The organism is Streptomyces sp. NPDC001231 (assembly GCF_042896885.1).
Classification (GTDB): domain Bacteria; phylum Actinomycetota; class Actinomycetes; order Streptomycetales; family Streptomycetaceae; genus Streptomyces.
Genome location: NZ_JBIAXS010000004.1, coordinates 1 through 19,985, shown reverse-complemented (window position 1 = coordinate 19,985; position 19,985 = coordinate 1). Strand labels below are relative to the sequence as shown.

The window sequence follows — 19,985 nt, the reverse complement described above, 5'->3', positions numbered from 1 at the left end:
CGCCGGCGCTCAGCCGAGCCCGAGGGAACGCTTGAGGAAGTCCACCTGGAGCAGCAGCAGGTTCTCGGCGACCTGCTCCTGCGGCGTCATGTGGGTGACCCCGGACAGCGGCAGCACCTCGTGCGGGCGCCCGTCGGCGAGCAGGGCGGAGGACAGCCGCAGGGCGTGGGCGACCACCACGTTGTCGTCGGCCAGACCGTGCACGATCATCAGCGGCCGGTGCGGCTCGGCGGGCGAGGACAGCCCGTCGTCGGTGACCAGGGAGCTGTGGGCGTACACCCCGGGAGCCTGCTCCGGGTCGCCCAGATACCGCTCGGTGTAGTGGGTGTCGTACAGGCGCCAGTCGGTGACCGGGGCGCCCGCGATGCCCGCGTGGAAGACGTCCGGGCGGCGCAGCACGGCCAGGGCGGCCAGGTAGCCGCCGTAGGACCAGCCGCGGATCGCCACCCGGCCGAGGTCGAGCGGATACGTCTTGGCAAGGTCCCGCAAGGCCTCGATCTGGTCGTCGAGGGTGACCGTGAAGTCGTGGTGGACGGCCTTCTCCCAGGCGGGGGAGCGGCCCGGGGTGCCGCGGCCGTCGGCGACGACCACCGCGAAGCCCTGGTCGGCGAACCACTGGGAGGTGAGGTGCGCGTTGTGCGCGGCCACCACACGGGAGCCGTGCGGGCCGCCGTAGGGGTCGAGGAGGACGGGCAGGGGGGCGGAGGCGGCAGTGTCACGGGGGTAGTCCGTAGGCATAAGCACGGCGCACGGGATTCGGCGTGCGCCCCCCTGGGTGAGGGTCGCGCGCGGGGACAAACCGGGATCTTCGGCGTGGGAGCGGATGGTGGCCACCGTCCGGCCCTCGCGCACCACCCGCACCCGGGCGCCCGGCCGGTCGAGCGTGGCGGAGACGAGGACGGCCACGCCCCCGGCGCGCACCGCGGTGTGCACGCCGGGCTCCTGGCTCACGCGCTCCACGCCCAGCTCGTTGACGCGGTAGACGTGCACCTCACCGGTCTCCGGCTCGGCCGCCTCCTCGCCGGCCGAGGCGGAGACCAGCACGTCGTCGTCCGACACGTCCAGCACGGCCCGCACGTGCAACTGCGCTCCCGTGAGCGGTCGTTCACCGACCGCCAGCACCCGCGCGCCGCCCTCGTCGGCGAGTCGCACGAGCTGCCCGGAGGGGGACCAGCACGGCACCCCGGGGAAAAGATCAAGCCAATCTGGATCTTCGTCCGCGTGCACCATACGGGTCGCGCCGGACTCCGGGTCCACCGCCAGGTACAGCTGGCTGCGCTGGTCGCGCGCCTGCACGAGGAGCAGCGGCGCCCCTGCCGCTGACCAGTGCGCATGAGCCAGATACGGGTAACGGGAGCGGTCCCAGAGGACCTCCGTGCGGGTCCCGTCCAGACCGAACACGAACAACTGTACGTCCGCGTTGGGGGTGCCGGCGGCCGGGTAGGGGACGCGGCTCGGCTCCCGCCCGGGATGCGCCGGATCCGAGATCCACCACCGCCGCACCGGCGTGTCGTCCACGCGCGCCACGAGCAGCCGGTCCGACTCCGGCGCCCACCAGAAGCCGCGGGAACGGTGCATCTCCTCGGCCGCGATGAACTCCGCGAGGCCGTAGGCGACGCCCTCGGACTCCGGTTCGGCGAGCGCCCGGTCGCCGTCGCCCTCGGCACCCACCACCCGCAGGGCCCCGGCGGTGACGTAGGCGACGTGCCGTCCGTCGGGGGACGGACGGGGGTCGATCACCGGCCCGGGGACGGGCAGTTCGCGTGCCGTACCCGCTCGCAACTCGGCCGTGAAAAGCCGCCCTGACAAGGCGAAAGACGCCAACTCCGCAGCGGTGTCGGTGGCGTAGCCGACGATGCCCGCGCCACCCTCGCGGCTGCGTTCGCGGCGGGCCCGTTCCTCGGCCGAGAGGTGCTCGGAGGCGCCGCCGAGGAGGGCGCGCGGGTCGGCGGCCATGCGCTCCGCGCCGTCGTCAAGGTCGAGCACCCAAAGGGAGTTGGCCCGGTCGGTGCCGGATCCGGAGCGCAGGAACACGACGCGGGAGGCGTCGGGAGCCACGGTGAACGCGCGCGGCGCGCCGAGCGTGAACCGCTGGGTGCGCGCGTGCCGTCGGGGGAAGGAGACAGGCTCGGTCGTCATGCCATGACCATATTGGCCATGCGCCCCCTTGTGCGGCCGTGCGCCGATCGATGCGCGCGTGCGGATAGTTATGATCGTTAGCGCATAGTGGGTATGAACCTGCTGCCCACTGTGTGGATTTATCTGCCCCTCATAGTCCGACGACCCCCGATACCCCCGACACCCCCCGCGTCCTGGGATCTTTGGAGGTGAACCGCCGTGGCACTCTCGATTTCGGCGGTGGTGCTGCTGGCGATCATCGTCTTCCTGCTGATCAAGAAGTCAGGCCTCAAGGCCGGTCATGCGGTCGTGTGCATGCTCCTGGGCTTCTACCTGGCGTCCTCCACGGTCGCCCCCACGATCAGCGAACTCACCACGAACATCGCGGGGATGATCGGCAGCTTCAAGTTCTGATGTCGTCCGGCGCCCCGCTCGCCCGGCCCCGCCGGGGCCGGGTTCCGGATCGGAACCGGCTTCCGGGTCAGAGATCGCCGCAGGCGTCCCGTGCCTTCGCCAGTTCCTTCTTCACTTCCTTGCCGAAGTCGAAGGTCTGCGCATGGAGCGCCTGCGCTCGCCGGATGCTTTCGGCGAGCGGTTCGTACCGCTTGTCGCCCGCGGCCGCCGACGCCGAGAGCACACCGGCGGCGGCGAACCGGTTCAACGCGATGTCGCCCTCCGGCCCCTTCGCGCCGTACTTCGACTCGTCGAATCCGCTGAGGGCGCGGCACGCGTCGCGCGCGTCGTCCGCCGGGGCGTTCGCGGTGGACCGGCCGTCATCGCTCAGAGCCCAGGCCGCGCCCACGGCGCCCCCGCCGGCCAGGAGGCCCGCCACCAGCGCGACGACCGGGACGGCACCGGGGCGCCGGGAAGGCGTCGGTGCCGGTGATGCGGGCGGGACCGGAGCGCTGTACTGCGGCTGCGACGACATGCCCCCAACTTACGACATGCATATGACAGCTTCGCCGGGAGCCCGGCGGCCCGCGCCGGGGGCGGGGCCCGGCCCCTCGTAGGGTGGGACCCATGACGGAACGGGCCGCTCGGCGGCTGATGCTGGTGCACGCGCATCCCGACGACGAGTCGATCAACAACGGCGCGACCATGGCGCGGTACGCGGCCGAGGGCGCCCTGGTGACGCTGGTGACCTGCACGCTCGGGGAGCTGGGCGAGGTCATCCCGGAGGAGCTGCGGCACCTGGAGGGGTCGGCCGGGCTCGGGACGTACCGGAGGCAGGAGCTGGCCGCGGCCATGCGGGAGCTCGGAGTCGAGGACTTCCGGCTGCTCGGCGGCGCCGGGCGGTACCGGGACTCCGGGATGATGGGGCTCGCCGACAACGACGACCCGGACTGCCTGTGGCAGGCCGGCCTCGACAGCGCCGCCGAGCACCTCGTCGCCGTGATCCGGGAGGTGCGCCCGCAGGTCCTCGTCACCTACGACGACAACGGCGGCTACGGCCACCCCGACCACATCCAGGCCCACCGGGTCGCGATGCGCGCCGCGGACCTGGCCGCCGACCCCGCCGTACGCCCCGACCTCGGCGAGCCCTGGCGGATCGCCAAGGTGTACTGGAACCGCGTCCCGCGTCCGGTCGCCGAGGCCGCCTTCGCACGGCTCGAGGACGACCTGCCGGGGCTGCCGTTCGACGAGCCGGCGACGATCGACGACGTTCCCGGAGTCGTCGGCGACGAGCGCGTCACCACGGCGGTCGACGGCAGCGCGTACGCCGCCGCCAAGGCCGCCGCGATGGCCGCGCACGCCACCCAGATCGAGATGGCCGAGCCGTACTTCGCCCTGTCCAACCAGCTCGCCCAGCCGGTCTTCACCACCGAGTTCTACGAGCTGGTGCGCGGGGAACCCGGAGCCGGGAAGGGGGAGCGGGAGACCGACCTGTTCGCCGGGGTCGATCTGTTCGCCGGGACAGAGAAGGAGGCGTCATGAGTTCAGGGGGCGGGGGCCCGATGCTCGCGCAGCCCCTCAAGCCGCCCTCCGTCGGGCGGGCCGCCGCGTATCTCGGGCTCTTCCTGCTCGGCGCGGTTGTCGCGGTCGCGGGCGCCCTGGTGCAGGCCGCCTGGTTCCCCGGCGGGCTGCTGCTCGCGCTCGCGGGCGCCGCCGGGCTGTTCCTGGGCGGGGCGCGGGCCGCGCGCAGCCGGGGCGGGGCCGTGGCGGGCGCGGCCGGTTGGATCGTCACCGTGTTCGTGCTCACCGCCAGCCGCCCCGAAGGCGACTTCTTCTTCGCGGCCGAGAGCGGCTCCTATCTCTTCCTGCTCGGCGGCATGGCCGTTGCTGTGATCTGCGCCACTCTTGCGCCGGGGCGGCAACGGCACGACCGCGACGCCCGACTTGGCAAGTGACGTACCACTTCTTCCCGTGGTGCCGGTGCGTGTCCGGTGGGGGTTTACCCAGCGGTCCTGGGATAAGGGCCCGGAGTGGCCAGTATGGTGGTGCGCGCGCCGCCGAGCCGCCCGCACTGAGGTCGTAACGTGCGGCGGAGCCAATCGGGAGAACCTGCCTTGAGTCGTGAAACTGACACTCCGTCGTCCGGGCCCAACGGGCGCGGCGGAGCCGCCTACCCCTCGGGGACCCCGCCGTACGGAATCCCGGCGGTCTCCGACGACCGTGCGGACGCGAGCCGTTCGGCCACGCAGCCCGAGGAACGCAAGACGGAGACCACGCTGACGACCCGGATCCGGATCAACATCCCCGGATCCCGGCCGATCCCGCCGGTCGTCGTGCGTACGCCCGTCTCCTCGGAGGGATCCGAGAACAGCGCCCAGGACACCGGCGGCGAGGCCCAGCAGCCGTCCGCCCCGGCGCCCGAGGCCGTCGTCGAACCGCCCGCCGAACCCGCGGCACCGGCCGGGGAGAAGGTGACCAGCGACTGGTTCGCGCCCCGCAAGCCCCAGGCGAACAAAGGCGGTCAGGGCGGCGGCTCCACCAACGGCGCGGGAGTGCCCGGTGGTTCGGGCGCACCCGCGGCGAACGGGTCGGGCCCCGGCGCTTCCGGTCCGGGAGCCTCCGTCCCCGGGCCCTCGGGTGCCGGCTCCTCCGTTCCGGGCTCTTCCGGCGGGGCCCGCCCCGGCGGCGTGGTCGGCTCCATGAACGTGCCCGGGGCGGCCAACGGCTCCCGCCCCGGCTCCACCAACGGCGCCGGGCTGCCCGGGGTCACCGGGGGTCCCGTCGCCCCCGGCCACGGCGGCGGCACGGGGTCCTTCGACGTCACCGAGGCGCTGGCCGCGGGCCCGCTCGCCGGCGGCCCCCGCCCCGGCGACGAGCCGCGCCGCGAGGACCTCGCGTACTTCTCCGACAACGGGCACGGCGGACGCGACGGCCAGGGCGGCCCGAGCGGCACCGGCGGCCTGGGCGGTCCGGGCGCCCCCGGTGTGCCGGGCGGTCCGCAGGGCCCCACGGGCCCGACGGGCGGTCCCGTCACCGGCGACGGACCGCTGCGGCCGCCCGGGGTCGGCGCACCCGCGGGTCCCGCCGCGGGCGCGGGACACCCGGGCGGTGCCCCCGGCGCGCGCACGGCGCGTCCCGGCGGCGGTCTGAGCGACGACACCGCTGTCCTCACCCCGCAGCAGCAGGTTCCGCAGCCGGGCACCCCCGGTTACGGCGCCCGGCCGGACAACGTCTCCGGGAACACCGTCACCAGCGGCATGCCCGTGATCCAGCCCGGTCCCGACTCGCCGTTCGGGCCGGAGGCCGACTGGAGCGGGCCGCAGGCGCACATGCCGCCGGGGCTGTCCGAGCCGGCCCCGCAGAGCGCCGCCGCGGCCCCCGCCGCGCCCAAGGCCAAGAAGAAGGGCCGCAACAAGCTCGTCCTGCTCTGCGGCGCCGTGATCTTCGTCGCCGGTGTCGCCTACGGCGCCGGGCTGCTGATGAACCACTCCGACGTGCCCAAGGGCACCACCGTGCTCGGCGTCGACATCGGCGGCGGCACCCGCGACGACGCGGTCAAGAAGCTCGACGACGCCTTCGGCGGCCGGGTGAACCAGCCGCTGAAGCTGTCGGTCGAGGGCAGGACCGTCACCCTCAAGCCCGACCAGGCCGGGCTCCAGTTCGACACCCAGGCCACAGCCAGCTCGGCCGCGACGAGCGACTACAACCCCGTGTCGGTGATCGGCTCGCTGTTCGGCAACCACCGGGTGATCGAGCCGCGGATGCCGGTCGACGAGGAGAAGCTCCAGGTCGCCCTGCAGAGCCTCTCGGGCGGCGACGGGTCGATGACCGAGGGCGGCATCAAGTTCCAGTCCGGCAAGGCCGTCGCCGTCTACGGCAAGCCGGGCAAGGGCATCGACGTCGGCGGCTCGACCCAGCTGGTCCAGCAGGCGTACCGCGCGCAGGTGGAGACGGGCACGGCCACGCCGGCCCAGCTGCCCACGGCCACCAGGCAGCCGACGGTCTCCAATGCCGAGGTCGACCGGATGATGAAGGAGTTCGCGGAGCCGGCGATGTCGGGCATTGTCGCGATCGAGGCGGGAGGGGTGGAAGTCAAGTTCAGCCCCCAGAACTCCCTGTGGAGGTTCCTCGCCGTCAAGCCGGTCGGCAACAAGCTGGTCGAGTACTACGACAAGGCCGCGCTGAAGGAGCTGTACGGCGGCGCCTACGACAGCGTGCTGGTCACCCGGGGCAACGGCAAGAAGACCCCCGTGACGCCCGAGGACGTCATCGGTGCCATGCACAAGGCCCTGCTCGGCAAGACGGCGGCGGACCGGGTCGGTGTGATCGAGACCAACCCGAGTTAGCGGCGAGCATTTCGAGGGGGCGTCCCGGTCCATGGCCGGGGCGCCCTCTCACGTTCGGAGGGCGTCCAGATGCTGCTTGCGAATGACCGAAATCAATCCCTCCTGTACTCGCGTGACCGCCTAAGATCGCTCCGGCGCATGGGCCAAACCAAGTTCACCCCATGGGGTCGGGGATTCGTTGTGCGCTCATTCCAGCGCCTGCCGACTTCAGTGGGTATGAGTACAGGATTGGTGAGTGGATGAGCGCAAGGAAGAAAGCCCTCGTGGGACTGGCGAGCGCGGCGCTGGTTCTGGGATTCAGCGGCACCGCTTCCGCCGGCAGTTACAACGGTGTGTGTGAGTCCTCGGGTGGCGGCGAGGTATGTATCTACAGACTCGCGAACTACAGCGGCGGCCTGTACGACACGCTCTACAGCAAGCCCAACTACAACGGCAGCACGTACTACGGCACCAGCACCCTCATCGACAACACCATGTCCTCGGTGAAGAACATGGACCCTGACACCTTGGTGTACTTCTACCAGTACTCCGGATACACCGGTGCCCTCACCGCTATTCCCCCGGGTGAACAGATCAATCAGGTACCCAACGACAACACGGCGAGTTCGCACTGCTTCGGCTCGAACTCCGCCTGCCCGAACTGAACGCGACGATGCGCCCCTGTCTCGGGGCGCATCCCGTTCGGAGCTTCTCCAGCGAAGAAAGCGTCTGAACCGATGCGGAAGAGCTCAGTGGCCGTCGGCATTGCCGCCCTTTCCGTCGTGCTGCTGTCGGCATGTCAATCGGGTGGCCGGACGGGGAGCGAACCCGAGATCTCTTCCTCTCCGGCCACGAAGACCGTTGCCGGTGTTCCGACGCCGGTCCTTCCCCTTGATTCCTATGGCGTCAGCGCGGAGCAGCGAGCCGTTCTCGACCAGGCCGTCGACGAACTGGCCGGTACGTGCATGAAGGCGAAGGGATACACCTGGCCCGCTCGTCCGAAGCGGCTGGGCGTGGCGCGTTCGGCCAATGAGCGGCGCTACGGGGTCACCGACCCCGGAACCGTGCGCGTGTACGGCTATCACCTGGCTCCGCCGGCCGGCGTGACCGCCGAGCAACTGGCCGAGGAGACGCGGCAGGAGAAGAAGCGCAAGGCCCTCATGACGGATGCGCTCACCAAGGCCTACACCGGCCGTGACGGGGCGACGACCGGAACGAGCCTCACGGGCGGCTGCCGCGGCGAGGCCCTGAAGCAGCTCGGCCTGCTCCGGCTGGAGGCGTTGAACGCCGTCGACCTGGCGCAGCAGCAAGGATGGAAACGCACGGAGGCGGACAGCCGGGCCAAGGCCGTGAACGCCAAGTGGAGTGCCTGTATGAAGAAGGCCGGCCACACCTACGCGGATCCCCATGCCGCCGCCGGCGACCCGACCTGGTGGACCGAGGGCGAGGGGGACTCCGCCGCCCCGAAGAAGACCCGTACTCGCGAGATCGCCACCGCGGTGGCCGATGTGAAATGCAAGCAGCAGGTGGACTACGTGACGGTCTGGCAGTCCGTCGAGACCACCTACCAGAACAAGATCATCGAGGCCAACAAGCAGGACCTCGAAGACGTTCGGCAGCGGTGGCAGAGCGCTCTGCGGAAGGCGGCCCAGGTGCTCCGCTGAGCTGAGGCGGCCGGCCGGCCGCCGTGTGGCGCCATGACATCTGTCATACGGGAGTCAGGACCGCCGACACTGCCCGGCAACCCCGCCCGTCGGCCAGCATGGCGGCCATGACGACAACAGCGGAGCGAGCCGGCACCACCACGGTGGTGGGGTTCGACCAGGTGACCAAGAGCTACGGGGACGTACGGGCCGTGGACGGGCTGACCCTCGCCCTGCGTCCGGGCGAGACCGTGGCCCTGCTCGGCCCGAACGGCGCCGGCAAGTCGACCACCCTCGACCTGCTGCTCGGCCTCCGGCAGGCCGACAGCGGCACCGTCAGCGTCTTCGGCACCAGCCCGCGCGAGGCGATCGTCGCCGGGCGCGTGGGCGCCATGCTGCAGAGCGGCGGGCTGATGGAGGACGTCACCGTCGCCGAACTGGTGCGGCTCGCCTGCGACCTGCACCCCAAGCGGTACAAGACCGCCGACGTGCTGGCCCGGGCCGGCATCTCCCAGATCGCCGACCGCAAGGTGAACAAGCTCTCCGGCGGGCAGGCCCAGCGCGTCCGCTTCGCCCTGGCCACCGCCGGCGACAGCGACCTGATCGTCCTGGACGAGCCGACCACCGGCATGGACGTCTCCGCCCGCCAGGCCTTCTGGGCCACCATGCGCGAACAGGCCGACCAGGGCCGCGCGGTCCTGTTCGCCACCCACTACCTGGAGGAGGCCGACGCCATCGCCGACCGGGTGCTGGTGCTGCACCGGGGACGGCTGCTGGCCGACGGCACCGCCGCCGAGATCAAGGCGAAGGCGGGGGCGCGACGCGTCTCCTTCGACCTTCAGGGCCCCATCGACGAGGCCGCCCTGCGCGATCTGCCCTTCCTGACCTCGATGACCGTGAGCGGCCAGACCGTCCGCATCCAGTCCTCCGACGCCGACGCGACCGTGCACGCCCTGTACGCGCTCGGCGTCTACCCCCGCAACCTCGAAGTCGCCGGGCTCGGGCTCGAGCAGGCCTTCGTCGCCATCACCGAGGCCGAGGAGGCCAGGCAGTCGTGAACAGTCTGATCCGGCTGGAGCTCGCCCGCGCCCTGCGCAACCGCAAGTTCCTGTTCTTCTCGGTGCTCTACCCCTCGATCCTCTTCCTGATCATCGCGGGCAAGGCGGACGGCGTCACCAAGGTCGACGGCACCGGCCTGACCGTCCCGACCTACATGATGGTCTCCATGGCCTCCTTCGGCGCGCTCACCGCCGTGCTCATGGGCAACAGCGAGCGCATCGCCAAGGAGCGCGAGAGCGGCTGGGTACGGCAGCTGCGGCTCACCCCCCTGCCCGGGCGCGGCTACGTCCTCGCCAAGACCGCCGGCGCCGCCGTGGTCAGCCTGCCGTCCATCGTCGTCGTCTTCGTGGTCGCCGCCGCCGTCAAGCAGGTCCGCCTGGAGGCCTGGCAGTGGCTCGCCCTCACCGGCGCGATCTGGGCCGGCAGCCTGGTCTTCGCCGCGCTCGGCGTCGCCATCGGCTACCTCGCCACCGGGGACGCGGTCCGCCCGATCACGATGATCATCTACTTTGGTCTGTCCATGCTCGGCGGTCTGTGGATGCCCTCGACCACCTTCCCGCGGTGGCTTCAGGACATCGCCGAGTGGCTGCCCACGCACGCGTACGCTGCACTGGGGCGGGCGATCGAGGAGAGCCAGGCCCCGCACGCGAAGGACATCGCCATCCTCGTCGTCTTCTTCGCCCTGTTCGCGGGCGGCGCGGCCTGGCTGTACCGGAAGGACACGCTGAAGGCGTGAGCGCCATGACGGAAGACGCGCGGCCCGGCGAAGCCCGGGGGGACCGGCTGATGCGCATGGGGGTACCGCCCCGGAACGGGGGCGAGGCGCTGCGCAAACTGGTGTGGATCCTGCCCTGGCTGATCTTCCTCAGCTCGCCGGTCCACGACCTGGTCTCGGGCGCCCACACGGCCGCCGCCACCGCGGCCGGCTGGGCGGGCCTCGTGGCCTTCACCGGGACCTATCTGATGCTGGTCTACCGGAACATGGGCCGGCCGTTCTCCGGGGCGGTCGTCGGCCGGCTCGTCGCCGCGCTCGGCGCGCTCTCCGTCGTGCTGTGCCTGACCCTCGGCTCGCCGTGGATCGGCCTGTTCGTGTACGTCTCCGTGGCCTGCGGCGCGACGAACCCGCTGCGGATCGCCTACTGGACGATCCCGCTGACCACGGCCGTGATGCTGCTCGTCGCCCGGCACACGGGCGCCGAGGGCGAGTGGACCCTGTTCCTGCTGGTGATGCTCGTCGGCTTCGCGATGACCGGCGTACGGCAACTCGTGCGCACCACGATCGACCTGCGCAAGGCCCGCGCCACCGTGGCCCAGCTCGCCGCCAACGAGGAGCGGCTGCGGCTCGCCCGCGACCTGCACGACCTGCTCGGCCACTCGCTCTCGCTGATCACGCTGAAGAGCGAGCTGGCCGGCCGGATGCTGCCGGACCACCCCGACAAGGCGGCCCAGCAGGTCGCCGACATCGAACACGTCAGCCGCCAGGCCCTGGTCGACGTCCGCGAGGCCGTCACCGGCTACCGCCGCCCCCGCCTGCACGCCGAACTGGCGGGCGCCCAGGTGGCGCTGACCGCCGCCGACGTCACCGCCGACGTGCCCGCCGAGCCCGACCTGCACGGCGTCCCCGAGGAGAGCGAGTCCGCGCTCGCCTGGGCGCTGCGCGAGGCGGTCACCAACGTCGTACGGCACAGTGGCGCGACCCGGTGCACCGTCGACCTGGTGCGCCGCCAGACCCTGGACGGGCCGTTCCTCGAACTCTGCGTCGAGGACAACGGCCCGGGCGGCTCCGGCAGCGTGGGCAAGGGCCCCGGCAACGGTCTGACGGGCCTGGCCGAGCGCCTGGAGAAGGCGGGCGGGCAACTGGAGGCGGAGCGCGCCGGGCGCGGCTTCCGGCTCGTCGCCCGGGTGCCTCTCGCCTCCCCCGCGGACGTAGGATCCCCGGCATGAGCCGAACGATCAAGGTCCTCCTGGCCGAGGACCAGTCGATGGTCCGCGAGGCACTGGCCGCCCTGCTCGGCCTCGAGGAGGACATCGAGGTCGTCGCCCAGGTGGCGCGCGGGGACGAGGTCGTGGCGGCGGCGCACGCCCACGGCGTCGACGTGGCCCTGCTCGACATCGAGATGCCCGGCTGCACCGGCATCGAGGCGGCCGCCCGGCTCCACAAGGAACTGCCCGCGGTGAAACTGGTCGTGCTCACCACCTTCGGCCGCCCCGGCTATCTGCGCAGCGCCATGGAGGCGGGCGCGGACGCGTTCCTGGTCAAGGACGCCCCGGCCGCGCAACTCGCCGCGGCGGTACGGAAGGTGCTCGGCGGCGAGCGGGTCATCGATCCCACGCTGGCCGCGGCGGCACTGGCCGAGGGCGCCAATCCGCTGACCGACCGGGAGCGCGAGGTCCTGCGCGCCGCGGCCGACGGCTCCACGAACGCCGAGCTGGCCGCAGCCCTCCACCTGTCCCAGGGCACGGTCCGCAACTACCTGTCGACCGCGATCCAGAAACTCGCGGTGCGCAACAGGACGGAGGCGGTGCGCATCGCACGGGAGAAGGGCTGGCTGTAGCAGCGCTCGCCGGGTACGCCGGACGGCCGCGCGAGCGCCCCTGGTGCTGTGACCGGAGAGGTTCACCGGCTCGCGACGCCCGGCACGGCTCCCCCCAAGCTCTTCGAGCAGGGGGGACCCCCAGCCGCGTTGTCGCATCACCCGAGTACGTCCAGTACGCGGGTCATGCTCCGCCTTGCGATGTTCCCCCACTGCCTGAACGGCGTGGGAGGTGCCCCCAGCACCGGACGCCGCGAGCTTCCCGGCAAGCCTTTCCGGTCACAGCACTAGTTCAGCAGGGCCCGCGCGGCCCGCGCCTGCCCCCGTACCTGCTCGGCCGCGGGCTCGTCCACCGCGCCCAGCACATCGGCGTACGCCTCCAGCTCCCGGGCCCCGCCCACGAAGTCCCCGCGCTGCACCAGCAACTGCGCCCGCTCGTAACGCAGCCGCGCCGGATGCGACGGCAGCAGCAGCGACAGCTCCACCGCCCACAGCGCCACGTCCGACCGCTCGGGCCGTATGGCCGCCCAGGCCCGGATGTTGTTCAGGATCCGGGACACGACCTCCAAGGGAGAGGCGGGAACCAGCATCGACGGGTGCAGCGGCGCGCCCGTCGCCCCGACCACCAGCAGTTCGGCGTCCGCCCCCGTGAGCACCCGGCCCCCGTCGAACGGGTCCGCGAGCACCTGTTCCCCGGCCGTCCCGAACCCCACGACGAAGTGCCCGGGCAGCGCGACCCCGTACACCGGCGCCCCGGCCCGCCGCGCGACCTCCATCCACACCACCGACAGCAGGATGGGCAGCCCGCGCCGCCGCACCAGCACCTCGTGCAGCAGGGACGACTCCAGCCGCTGGTAGTCCGCCGCCGAGCCGTGGAAGCCGTACCGCTCGCCGAGCAGTTCGCACAGGGCCTGCGCCCAGTCCCGCGGCCCGCCCGGCCGGTACGGCAGCTGTCCCGCGAGCCGGTCCAGCTCCAGCTGCGCCGCGTCCATACCGGCCTCGTCCAGCGTCCCGTCGGCCGCCGCGCCCACCAGCAGGCACAGCGTCGCGAGGTCCGGCCGCTCGGACCGCACCTCCTCGCCGAACCACCGGCGCACCGCGGCGGATCGTTCCGGAGACGGCGGATGCAGGGGACGCATAGCAGGCTCGTGCCCTTTCACGACGATCCCTACGACGGACGGGCGCCGGAGTTTCGCGGGGGCCCCGACGGGAGCCCCGGCGCTGGCTCCGCCCGCGACGGCCGCGGGTGGCCGTCGTCGCCGGATTCCGGGGCGCGGTAGTGGTGGTACGAGTGGTGCGCGCCGAAACCCATGCCGGCGTACAGCGCCCGCGCCGCGGCGTTGTCGTTCTCGACCTGGAGCCAGGCCGCCGACGCGCCCTCGTCGAGGGCCCTGCGGGCGAGCGCGGCGAGCACGGTGGTGGCGAGCCCCCGTCGCCGCAGCGCCGGATCCACCTCGACGGCGGCGAAGGACGCCCAGCGGCCGTCGACGACGCAGCGTCCGATCGCCGCGGGGACACCGCCCTCACCGGGCACCGTCGCGAACCACACCGACGGCCCGCTGCCGAGCACCCTCAGGGCCACCTCGCTCACCCCCTTGCGCTGGTAACGCGCAAGCCACGCCTCGTCGGCCGTGCGGGACAGCACGACCCCGGAACCCTCGGCCCGGTCGGCGACCGGCGCGAGCGCCCCGATCCACAGCTCGGCGGTCACCTCGCGCACCCAGCCCCGCCGCTCCAGCTCCGCGCACAGCAGTTCCTGCGTGCCGTCGGCGCCGGTGGCCGTCTGGATGTACGCGGGCAGGCCGCGCTCGCCGTACCAGCGTCGTACGGCGGCCAGGGCCGCGTCGAGCGGAAGTCCGGGATCGCCGAGCGGCAGCACCGAGTTGGCGCGGCGCGTGAAGCCCGCCCGTCGCCCGACCACCACCCCCCGTCGACGTGCTTCGCGCGGCACCTGCTCGACTGCCGCCCGGAGTTCCCACCCGCCCAACGGCTCGCTCTCCACCGGCCGCCAGGCCCGCGCCGCCGCGCGCGCGAGTTCCTCGTACGTGGCCGCCGGACCCCGCCGCCTGGCCGGTGCGGCCGGTACGACCTTGCCCGCGACCAGGGAGGACTCCGCGATCCGCACGGTCTCGCCACTCTTTCGTGTGATCAGCAGCACACCGTGGTCCCATGATGTGAGAACTCCGACCGTGTCGGTGAACTTCTCACCCGGCGCGCCAGGTTCGCTCAAGCGCCGTATTGAGACCCGTTTGCCCACGTCAGCAGCGGTGATTCGGACCTCGAGGCGCCCTGTCGCCGATATTTCCACAGGTCTGTTCACCCCTCCTGTTCGGATCATGCCCCGGAACGGAGATACTAGGGGCGGGCATCGACGACGCCGCGCTCCCGCGCGCCAGGCGGCGGAGCCTGTGGAGGCCCGCCAGCGCCCTATCGAGGAGGAACGACAGCGTGACCTACGTCATCGCGCAGCCTTGTGTCGACGTCAAGGACAAGGCGTGCATCGAGGAGTGCCCGGTCGACTGCATCTACGAGGGCCAGCGGTCCTTGTACATCCACCCGGACGAATGCGTCGACTGCGGAGCTTGTGAACCGGTCTGCCCGGTCGAGGCGATCTTCTACGAGGACGACACTCCCGAGGAGTGGAAGGACTACTACAAGGCCAACGTCGAGTTCTTCGACGAGCTCGGCTCTCCCGGTGGCGCCAGCAAGCTGGGGCTGATCGAGCGCGACCACCCCATTATCGCCGCGCTGCCGCCGCAGAACCAGTAAGAGCGGCCCGCCTTCGCGCCGCCTCGGTCCCGTACGGCCTGATCGCACTCCAGCGCTCCGCCCGCCGCACGGGACCGAGGCGTTTTCCGGACCAGAAAGTGAGCCTGATCCCCGTGTCCGCACTCTCCGACCGGCTCCCCGCCTTTCCCTGGGACAAGCTGGAGCCGTACAAGAAGACGGCCGCAGCCCATCCGGACGGCATCGTCGACCTGTCGGTCGGCACCCCGGTGGACCCGGTCCCCGACCTGATCCAGAAGGCGCTGATCGCGGCCGCGGACTCCCCGGGCTACCCGACGGTGTGGGGCACGCCCGAACTGCGTGACGCGATCACCGGCTGGGTCGAGCGCCGCCTCGGCGCGCGGGGCGTCACCCACCGGCACGTCCTGCCGATCGTCGGCTCCAAGGAACTGGTCGCCTGGCTCCCCACCCAACTGGGCCTCGGCCCCGGCGACAAGGTCGCGTACCCGCGCCTGGCCTACCCGACCTACGAGGTCGGCGCCCGCCTGGCCGGCGCCGAGCACCTCGTCTACTCGGCGACACCGGGCGCCGGCGCACCGGGCCCCACGGAGCTGGACCCGGCGGGCCTGAAGCTGCTGTGGCTGAACTCGCCCTCCAACCCCACGGGCCAGGTGCTGCCCAAGGAGGAGCTGAAGAGGATCGTCGCCTGGGCCCGCGAGCACGGCGTGCTGGTCTTCTCCGACGAGTGCTACCTGGAGCTGGGCTGGGAGGCGGATCCGGTCTCGGTACTGCACCCGGACGTGAACGGCGGCTCGTACGAGGGCATCGTCGCGGTCCACTCGCTGTCCAAGCGCTCGAACCTGGCCGGCTACCGCGCCGCCTTCCTGGCCGGCGACCCGGCCGTCCTCGGCCCTCTGCTGGAGATCCGCAAGCACGGCGGCATGATGACCTCGGCGCCGACGCAGGCGGCGGTCGTGGCCGCCCTCGGCGACGACACCCACGTCCGCGAGCAGCGCGAACGCTATGCCGCCCGCCGCACGGACCTGCGCCGGGCCCTCCTCGCCCACGGTTTCCGCATCGAGCACAGCGAGGCGAGCCTCTACCTCTGGGCCACCCGCGACGAGTCCTGCTGGACCACGGTCGCCCACCTTGCCGAACGAGGCATCCTGGTCGCCCCCGGCGACTTCTACGGTCCGGCGGGCGCGGACTTCGTGCGCGTCGCGCTGACGGCGACGGACGAGCGGGTCCGCGCCGCGGTGGAGCGCCTGGCCGAGTAGTCCGCGACGGCGGTACCCGCGCCCACGCGCGGACGGGCTCCGCACGCCGATGGATCCGCACGCCGACGGGGTCCGGGGAGGAAACCCCGGACCCCGTCGGTCGTTCGGGCGCTCAGCCGAGAGGCAGACCGGAGACCGGCAGGGACTGTGTCGGCAGCCCGCCCTTGGCCGCCGTGTTCGTGGCGCCGCCGAGGAGCCCTCCGGCGGACCCCGCCGCGTCGCCCGCCGCCTTCCGCGCCGTCGGCGTCGCCTGCTTCACGACCTTGCCGCCGGTGTCGCCCGCGACCCCGGCGACGTGCTGCGCGGCGCCGTCCACGGTGTTGCCGACGCTCGCCCCGTCCAGGGCGGTCAGCCCGCCGAGGTTCGGGGCGGCCGGCAGCTCGGGGGCAGCGCTCGCGGCTCCGGCCGCACCGATCCCGGCGGCCGCTCCCGCAGCGACGAGCAGCGCGGCACGGGCGATCCGGCGGGTCAGGGGGAGGGACATGTTGCTCCTTCGACGGAGGGAACGGACGCTCTGACTACCGCTCGAAGTCCGCGAAGGTTGCGGCGGGCCAACGTAAAGAGTTGGTAACGCGTCGCATTATCGGGTACGCGTAAAACCGAACAAAAGGCACTCGGTGCTCGTCGGGGGCGGCGGCAGAACCCCTTGCCGCCCTGTGCTCCCAAGGGCTCCGGCGCCCTTGGGAGGGGTGACCCGTCGGAGTGAGGACCCGTACTAACGCGCGGTCGTGGTGATGAGGACCGAGCCCGCCGCCCGCTCCGCTCCGGCGGCACCCCGCGTCTGCGCCGTCCGCCACCGGCTGTCGGTCATCCCGGCCGTCCACTGCCAGCCGCCGTAGGAGACCTGCTCGATGTGCAGCGCGGAGGCGTTGGCCACCGCCCAGTGCGCCAGCTGCCAGCCGCGCTGCCGCGCGCCGCGCCCGGCGGCGGCCGTGTCGTCGGGCACGGGCACCGTCACGGTCCGCCCGTCCCCGCTCGCGGCCGGGCTCGGGGTGGGCGTCGGCGACGGTTTGCCGCCGACCTCCGCTCCCGCCTCCTGCACCACGTCCCGGCCGAAGTCCCGTACGAGCGCGGCACGCACCGCGTCGGGTCCGCTGGTCCGGGTGGGCCCCGGGCGGCCCCGGCAGGCCAGCGTGGCCCCGGAGCGCCCGGTGAGCGCGGCGGCGAGCAGCGTCGCGTCCGGCTCGTGCTTGGCGTACGCCTGCGGGAAGCCGCTGCGCTGCACGCGCTGGGCGGCCACGGTCAGCGGCAGCCGCGTGTAGCCGGGGACCTTGTTCAGGTGCTCGTAGAAGATCCCCGCCGAGTAGGCCGGGTCCATGATCTCCTCCGGCGTGCCCCAGCCCTGTGAGGGCCGCTGCTGGAACAGGCCGAGGGAGTCCCGGTCGCCGAAGTCGATGTTGCGCAGCGCGGACTCCTGGAGGGCGGTGGCCAGTGCGATGGTCACCGCCCGCTCGGGCATGCCGCGCCCGGTGCCGACGGCCGCGATCGTCGCCGCGTTCACCGCCTGCTCCGGCGTGAACCGGTACGACGCGCCGTCCCCCTTGCCGGAGACGACCTCGCAGCCCGGGCCTCCGGTGCCTCCGGTGAGGTACTGCACCGAGAGGTAGCCCGCGAGCCCGAGAAGGACCACGACGGCCGCCCCGAACCGGAGGAGGCGGCCACGACGCTTGGATGAGGGGGGAGGGTGCGGCACGCCTACAAGGTACTGGAGGCCCGCGGGGCGCATGAGGCAGGTGTGGACAACGCGCGGCGACGTTCGGGCGGTTCGCCGGGTTAGGGTCGACCGCATGGCCGATAACCCGCTTGACCTCACGCTGGACGCCGCACGCCTGACCGCGCGACTCGTCGACTTCCCCTCGGAGAGCGGCACCGAGAAGCCGCTCGCCGACGCGATCGAGGCCGCCCTGCGCGCCCTGCCGCACCTGACGGTCGACCGCTTCGGCAACAACGTCGTCGCCCGCACGAACCTCGGGCGCGCGCAGCGGGTGATCCTGGCCGGCCACATCGACACGGTCCCGATCGCCGGAAACGTCCCCTCGCGGCTCGACGAGGACGGCGTCCTGTGGGGCTGCGGCACCTGCGACATGAAGTCCGGCGTGGCGGTCCAGCTGCGCATCGCGGCCACGGTCCCCGCCCCCAACCGCGACCTGACCTTCGTCTTCTACGACAACGAGGAGGTCGCCGCCGAGCTGAACGGCCTCAAGCACGTCGCCGAGGCGCACCCGGAGTGGCTGGCCGGCGACTTCGCCGTGCTGCTCGAACCCTCCGACGGCGAGGTCGAGGGCGGCTGCCAGGGCACGCTGCGGGTGCTGCTGAGGACCACGGGCGAGCGGGCTCACTCGGCGCGCGGCTGGATGGGCTCCAACGCCATCCACGCCGCCGCGCCGATCCTGCGGCGGCTCGCCGAGTACCAGCCGCGCTATCCGGTCATCGACGGCCTGGAGTACCGCGAGGGCCTCAACGCGGTCGGCGTCACCGGCGGGGTGGCGGGCAACGTCATCCCCGACGAGTGCGTGGTCACGGTCAACTTCCGCTATGCCCCGGACCGCACCGAGGAGGAGGCCGTCGCCCACGTCCGCGAGGTGTTCGCGGACTGCGGGGTGGCGGAGTTCGTGATCGACGACCACAGCGGTGGCGCCCTGCCGGGGCTGAACCACCCGGCCGCGGCCGCGTTCATCGAGGCGGTCGGCGGCACCGCGCGCCCGAAGTACGGCTGGACGGACGTCTCGCGCTTCTCGGCGCTGGGCATCCCCGCTGTCAACTACGGCCCCGGCAACCCCCACTTGGCGCACAAGCGCGACGAGCGGGTGGAGACGGCCAAGATCCTCGCGGGCGAGGAGCGGCTGCGGGCCTGGCTGACGGACTGACCGCCGTCACGGGCGTCCGACCGCCGCCACGAGTGTCAGACCGCCGGCACGGGCGTCCGACCGCCGCCACGAGTGTCAGACCGCCGGCACGGGCGTCCGCACGGCGCTTCACGGCGGACATACCGACGTCCCCCTCTCGTAACCCCCGCGGATCTACGCTGAGGTGGAACATCACGCACACGGAGGGAGCGCACATGCCGACAGGCAATCCCGAGGGCAAGAAGCAGCCACCGGAGGAGCAGCGACTCGGACCGGTCCTCCGGCGGCGTGGCCAGGTCCAGACGAGCACCACGGACCAGCGGTTGCTGGACGAGCGCGCCCCCACGGACTGGGTCCACACGGACCCCTGGCGCGTCCTGCGCATCCAGTCGGAGTTCATCGAGGGCTTCGGCACGCTCGCCGAACTCCCGCCCGCCATCAGCGTGTTCGGCTCCGCGCGGACGGCGGTGGACTCGCCGGAGTACGACGCGGGGGTGCGGCTCGGCCGTGGCCTGGTCGAGGCGGGCTTCGCGGTGATCACGGGCGGTGGCCCGGGCGCGATGGAGGCGGCGAACAAGGGCGCGCTGGAGGCCGGTGGCGTCTCGGTGGGCCTGGGCATCGAACTGCCCTTCGAGCAGGGCCTGAACGCCTACGTCGACATCGGCCTCAACTTCCGCTACTTCTTCGTCCGCAAGATGATGTTCGTGAAGTACGCGCAGGGCTTCGTCGTCCTGCCCGGCGGCCTCGGCACCCTGGACGAGCTCTTCGAGGCCCTGACCCTCGTGCAGACCCAGAAGGTCACCCGGTTCCCGATCGTCCTCTTCGGCACCGCGTACTGGGGCGGCCTGGTCGACTGGCTGGAGAACACCCTGATCGCCCAGGGCAAGGCGGCCCAGGCGGACCTCACCCTGTTCCACGTCACGGACGACGTGGCGGAGGCGGTGGCCCTGATGTCGAAGGAGGCGGGCCGCTAGTGTCCTGAGTCGTTAATTCGCTGCGTAAGTTGGTGTTTGGTCGGCATGATGGTCGGATGGCGAGGACGGGACGGCCGAAGGCCGAGCTG

Annotated in this window: 20 protein-coding genes; 14 read left to right on the top strand and 6 right to left on the bottom strand. The window is 72.4% G+C overall.

Annotation, left to right across the window (positions count from 1 at the left end):
* Positions 1–9 precede the first annotated feature (9 nt).
* Positions 10–2,139 (bottom strand): prolyl oligopeptidase family serine peptidase, encoded by a 2,130-nt coding sequence (locus tag ACFY3J_RS06375; protein WP_390840407.1) that lies wholly within the window; start codon positions 2,137–2,139, stop codon positions 10–12.
* A gap of 198 nt (positions 2,140–2,337) precedes the next feature.
* Between ACFY3J_RS06375 and ACFY3J_RS06370 the strand changes: the two genes are divergently transcribed.
* The gene (locus ACFY3J_RS06370) at positions 2,338–2,532 is read left to right on the top strand and encodes a hypothetical protein (protein ID WP_361413222.1); all 195 of its coding nucleotides are present in this window, start codon (positions 2,338–2,340) and stop codon (positions 2,530–2,532) included.
* A gap of 67 nt (positions 2,533–2,599) precedes the next feature.
* On the opposite strand, the gene ACFY3J_RS06365 is transcribed toward ACFY3J_RS06370, so the two are convergent.
* Positions 2,600–3,046 carry a hypothetical protein gene (locus ACFY3J_RS06365; protein ID WP_384171794.1) on the bottom strand — a complete coding sequence of 149 codons (447 nt, stop codon included), beginning with the start codon at positions 3,044–3,046 and terminating at the stop codon, positions 2,600–2,602.
* Positions 3,047–3,138: 92 nt separating this feature from the next.
* Between ACFY3J_RS06365 and mshB the strand changes: the two genes are divergently transcribed.
* The 9 genes from mshB to ACFY3J_RS06320 all read left to right on the top strand — a co-directional run bounded on the left by mshB (position 3,139) and on the right by ACFY3J_RS06320 (position 12,093).
* Positions 3,139–4,053 (top strand): N-acetyl-1-D-myo-inositol-2-amino-2-deoxy-alpha-D-glucopyranoside deacetylase, encoded by a 915-nt coding sequence (gene mshB / locus ACFY3J_RS06360; RefSeq protein WP_390840406.1) that lies wholly within the window; start codon positions 3,139–3,141, stop codon positions 4,051–4,053.
* Complete coding sequence (locus tag ACFY3J_RS06355) at positions 4,050–4,466, top strand: DUF6113 family protein (RefSeq protein ID WP_384171788.1); 417 nt, start codon at positions 4,050–4,052, stop codon at positions 4,464–4,466. Before mshB ends, ACFY3J_RS06355 begins: the two co-directional genes overlap by 4 nt.
* 159 nt (positions 4,467–4,625) lie before the next feature.
* Complete coding sequence (locus ACFY3J_RS06350) at positions 4,626–6,857, top strand: hypothetical protein (RefSeq protein ID WP_384171786.1); 2,232 nt, start codon at positions 4,626–4,628, stop codon at positions 6,855–6,857.
* A 239-nt stretch (positions 6,858–7,096) separates the two neighbouring features.
* On the top strand, positions 7,097–7,501 hold the full coding sequence (locus tag ACFY3J_RS06345) for a peptidase inhibitor family I36 protein (protein WP_390840405.1): 405 nt from the start codon (positions 7,097–7,099) through the stop codon (positions 7,499–7,501).
* A gap of 300 nt (positions 7,502–7,801) precedes the next feature.
* Positions 7,802–8,500 carry a hypothetical protein gene (locus tag ACFY3J_RS06340; protein WP_390840404.1) on the top strand — a complete coding sequence of 233 codons (699 nt, stop codon included), beginning with the start codon at positions 7,802–7,804 and terminating at the stop codon, positions 8,498–8,500.
* Between the two features lie 107 nt (positions 8,501–8,607).
* On the top strand, positions 8,608–9,537 hold the full coding sequence (locus ACFY3J_RS06335) for an ABC transporter ATP-binding protein (RefSeq protein WP_384171777.1): 930 nt from the start codon (positions 8,608–8,610) through the stop codon (positions 9,535–9,537).
* Positions 9,534–10,274, top strand: coding sequence for an ABC transporter permease (locus ACFY3J_RS06330; protein WP_141358700.1), 741 nt, complete (start codon positions 9,534–9,536; stop codon positions 10,272–10,274). Before ACFY3J_RS06335 ends, ACFY3J_RS06330 begins: the two co-directional genes overlap by 4 nt.
* Positions 10,275–10,279: 5 nt before the next feature.
* Positions 10,280–11,482 (top strand): sensor histidine kinase, encoded by a 1,203-nt coding sequence (locus ACFY3J_RS06325; RefSeq protein ID WP_384172611.1) that lies wholly within the window; start codon positions 10,280–10,282, stop codon positions 11,480–11,482.
* Positions 11,479–12,093: a DNA-binding response regulator gene (locus tag ACFY3J_RS06320; protein ID WP_225075431.1), complete on the top strand. Its 615-nt coding sequence runs from the start codon at positions 11,479–11,481 to the stop codon at positions 12,091–12,093. Before ACFY3J_RS06325 ends, ACFY3J_RS06320 begins: the two co-directional genes overlap by 4 nt.
* Before the next feature lie 266 nt (positions 12,094–12,359).
* On the opposite strand, the gene ACFY3J_RS06315 is transcribed toward ACFY3J_RS06320, so the two are convergent.
* Positions 12,360–13,211, bottom strand: coding sequence for a SirB1 family protein (locus ACFY3J_RS06315; RefSeq protein ID WP_384171773.1), 852 nt, complete (start codon positions 13,209–13,211; stop codon positions 12,360–12,362).
* A 29-nt stretch (positions 13,212–13,240) separates the two neighbouring features.
* Positions 13,241–14,380: a GNAT family N-acetyltransferase gene (locus tag ACFY3J_RS06310; protein ID WP_390840403.1), complete on the bottom strand. Its 1,140-nt coding sequence runs from the start codon at positions 14,378–14,380 to the stop codon at positions 13,241–13,243.
* Positions 14,381–14,520: 140 nt separating this feature from the next.
* Between ACFY3J_RS06310 and fdxA the strand changes: the two genes are divergently transcribed.
* Together fdxA and ACFY3J_RS06300 are read left to right on the top strand one after the other, a co-directional pair.
* Complete coding sequence (gene fdxA, locus ACFY3J_RS06305) at positions 14,521–14,841, top strand: ferredoxin (RefSeq protein WP_100568222.1); 321 nt, start codon at positions 14,521–14,523, stop codon at positions 14,839–14,841.
* A 113-nt stretch (positions 14,842–14,954) separates the two neighbouring features.
* Positions 14,955–16,076, top strand: coding sequence for a bifunctional succinyldiaminopimelate transaminase/glutamate-prephenate aminotransferase (locus tag ACFY3J_RS06300; protein ID WP_384171770.1), 1,122 nt, complete (start codon positions 14,955–14,957; stop codon positions 16,074–16,076).
* Positions 16,077–16,188: 112 nt separating this feature from the next.
* Here the strand turns inward: ACFY3J_RS06300 and ACFY3J_RS06295 are convergent, their stop codons facing one another.
* Positions 16,189–16,560: an ATP-binding protein gene (locus ACFY3J_RS06295; protein WP_384171767.1), complete on the bottom strand. Its 372-nt coding sequence runs from the start codon at positions 16,558–16,560 to the stop codon at positions 16,189–16,191.
* Positions 16,561–16,791: 231 nt separating this feature from the next.
* A complete protein-coding gene (locus ACFY3J_RS06290) occupies positions 16,792–17,706 on the bottom strand; it encodes a heavy metal transporter (protein ID WP_384171764.1) in 915 nt (304 codons plus the stop codon).
* A 157-nt stretch (positions 17,707–17,863) separates the two neighbouring features.
* Between ACFY3J_RS06290 and dapE the strand changes: the two genes are divergently transcribed.
* Together dapE and ACFY3J_RS06280 are read left to right on the top strand one after the other, a co-directional pair.
* Complete coding sequence (gene dapE / locus ACFY3J_RS06285) at positions 17,864–18,943, top strand: succinyl-diaminopimelate desuccinylase (RefSeq protein WP_390840402.1); 1,080 nt, start codon at positions 17,864–17,866, stop codon at positions 18,941–18,943.
* A 194-nt stretch (positions 18,944–19,137) separates the two neighbouring features.
* Positions 19,138–19,896, top strand: coding sequence for a TIGR00730 family Rossman fold protein (locus ACFY3J_RS06280; protein WP_384171758.1), 759 nt, complete (start codon positions 19,138–19,140; stop codon positions 19,894–19,896).
* Positions 19,897–19,985 lie beyond the last annotated feature (89 nt).